At 67.6% G+C, this 2,638-nt stretch carries 2 protein-coding genes and 1 pseudogene; all 3 read left to right on the top strand.

Annotated features, from left to right (window positions below; translation table 11 throughout):
* Nucleotides 1–1,257 (top strand): ABC transporter substrate-binding protein (locus ACFYO0_RS46385; RefSeq protein WP_388688495.1); only part of this gene is annotated, 1,257 nt, incomplete at its 5' end.
* 93 nt (nucleotides 1,258–1,350) lie between these two features.
* Nucleotides 1,351–2,310 carry a carbohydrate ABC transporter permease gene (locus ACFYO0_RS46380; RefSeq protein WP_388688492.1) on the top strand — a complete coding sequence of 320 codons (960 nt, stop codon included), beginning with the start codon at nucleotides 1,351–1,353 and terminating at the stop codon, nucleotides 2,308–2,310.
* A pseudogene (locus tag ACFYO0_RS46375) lies at nucleotides 2,307–2,638 on the top strand (carbohydrate ABC transporter permease); the annotation flags it as partial. The gene ACFYO0_RS46380 and the pseudogene ACFYO0_RS46375, both read left to right, overlap by 4 nt.

Below are 2,638 nucleotides of genomic sequence, written 5' to 3'. Positions count from 1 at the left end.
GGTGACGGCGAGAGCATCAATGTGCTGATGGTCGGTAATCCGCAGATGGAGGACATCGCGAAGCTGACGAAGAGCACGTTCACGAAGGACACCGGGATCAAGGTGAACTTCACGATCCTTCCGGAGAACGAGCTGCGGGACAAAGTCACCCAGGACATCGCCACCCAGGCCGGCCAGTACGACGTGGCCACCATCGGCGCGTACGAGGTGCCGATCTGGGAGGAGAACGGCTGGCTGCAGGAGTTGGGCTCCTACGCGGACAAGGACAAGCGTTTCGACAAGGACGATCTGCTCAAGCCGATGGTCAAGTCGCTGTCCGGTGAGGACGGCAAGCTGTACGCGCTGCCGTTCTACGGCGAGTCGTCCTTCCTGATGTACAACAAGGAGGTCATGGCGCAGAAGGGCCTCACGATGCCCGAAAGGCCGACCTGGCAGCAGGTCGCCGACATCGCCGCCAAGGTGGACGGCGCCCGGCCGGGGATGAAGGGCATCTGCCTGCGTGGTCTGGCCGGCTGGGGCGAGCTGGGGGCGCCGCTGACCACCATGGTCAACACCTTCGGCGGTACCTGGTTCACCGAGGACTGGCAGGCGCAGGTCAACAGTCCGAAGTTCAAGGAGGCGACGGAGTTCTACGTCGACCTGGTGCGCAAGCACGGGGAGGCGGGCGCGTCGCAGGCCGGGTTCACCGAGTGCCTGAACGCGATGAGCCAGGGCAAGGTCGCCATGTGGTACGACGCGACCAGTGCGGCCGGGTCGCTGGAGGACCCCAAGTCCAGCAAGGTGGCCGGCAAGGTCGGCTACGCCTACGCCCCGACGGTCAAGACCGCCAGCAGTGGCTGGCTGTGGGCGTGGGCGTGGGCGATGCCCAAGACCACCAAGAAGGCGGACGCGGCCTCGAAGTTCATGCTGTGGGCCTCCAGCAAGGAGTACGAGGAGCTGGTCGGCGAGGAGCTGGGCTGGTCGCGGGTGCCGGCCGGCAAGCGGGCCAGCACCTATGCCAACCCCGAGTACGCCAAGGCGTCCGCGGCGTTCGGTGACGTCACCTTGCAGTCCATTCAGCAGGCCAACCCGTCCGACCCGGGTGTGCAGGCCAGGCCCACGGTGGGGATCCAGTTCGTGGCCGTCCCCGAGTTCCAGGACCTGGGCACCAAGGTGACCCAGGAGATCTCCGCGGCCATCGCCGGAAAGACCAGCGTGGACAAGGCGCTCAGCGACGGCCAGAAGCTGGCCGAGGAAGTCGCCAGGAAGCAGCAGTGACCTCTCCGGCCCGGCCGGCCACGGGGCCGGCCGGGCACGGCACCGTCTCCCCTACCCGGCCGTCACCCGGCCGTCACCGGCCAAGGACAGTCCATGACCACGCTCACCGCCGCACCCAAGACCACACCGCCCCCCGTGCGTCCCCGCAAGGCCACCGGCGTCAGCAAGTGGCGGCGGCGCATCCCGCTGCTGCCGGCGCTGGTCTTCACCATCGTCGTGACGCAACTGCCCTTCGTGGCCACCCTCGTCATCTCCACCTTCCAGTGGAACATCCTCAGGCCCGGCGAGAGGCGCTTTGTGGGCCTGTCCAACTTCACGTTCGTCTTCTCCGACGAGCGGCTGCGCACGGCGGTGCTCAACACCGTCGTCCTCACCGCGTCGGTGGTCCTCATCAGCGTGCTCCTCGGCCTGGGCCTGGCCCTGCTGCTGGACCGCAGGTTCGTCGGCCGCGGCCTGGCCCGCACCCTGCTCATCGCCCCGTTCCTGGTCATGCCGGTCGCCGCCTCCCTGCTGTGGAAACACGCCCTCTACAACCCCGACTACGGCCTGCTCAACGGCACCCTCAACGCCCTCTACCGGTTGTTCGGCGCCGACAACGGCCCCACGGTCGACTGGATTTCGTCCTACCCGATGCCGGCCGTGGTGATCTCCCTGGTCTGGCAGTGGACCCCGTTCATGATGCTGATCCTGCTGGCCGGCCTGCAGGCACAACCCGGTGACGTCCTGGAGGCCGCCCGCATGGACGGCGCCTCGGCGCTGCAGACCTTCCGCCACATCACGCTGCCGCATCTGCGGCAGTACCTGGAGCTGGGCATCCTGCTCGGCACCATCTACGTCGTGCAGACCTTCGACGCGGTCTACAGCATCACCCAGGGCGGCCCCGGCAAGCAGACCACCAACCTGCCCTACGAGATCTACCTGACCATGTTCCGCAAGTACGAGTACGGCGAGGCGGCCGCCGCCGGAGTCGTCGTCGTCCTCGGCTCCATCGTGATCGCGACCTTCGCGCTGCGCACCATCGCATCCCTGTTCCGCGAGGAGACATCCCGATGACCCACGCAGCCCTGCCCGCACCCGCAGCCGGCATCAGGAAACTGATCCGCCGCCGCGACCAGCACGGTGAGCACGGCGGTGCGCCCCGGCTGTCGCCACTGTGGACGTTCATCGCCTGGCTCGCCACGCTGGCGTTCTTCGCCCCGGTGGCCTGGATGGTCCTCACCTCCTTCCACCAGGAAGCCGACGCCGCAACCAACCCGCCCACCCCGCTGGCCGCACTCACCACCGACCAGTACCAGCTGCTGTTCAGCCGGGACATCACCCCCTTCCTCCTCAACTCGGCCATGGCCAGCGTGATTTCAACCCTGCTGGTGCTCGCCCTGGC

It is taken from the genome of Streptomyces sp. NPDC006365, assembly GCF_042870755.1.
Taxonomy (GTDB): Bacteria; Actinomycetota; Actinomycetes; order Streptomycetales; family Streptomycetaceae; genus Streptomyces; species Streptomyces xiangluensis.
The sequence above is the reverse complement of the archived record's forward strand: the minus strand, read 5'-3'. Positions and strand labels throughout refer to the sequence as shown.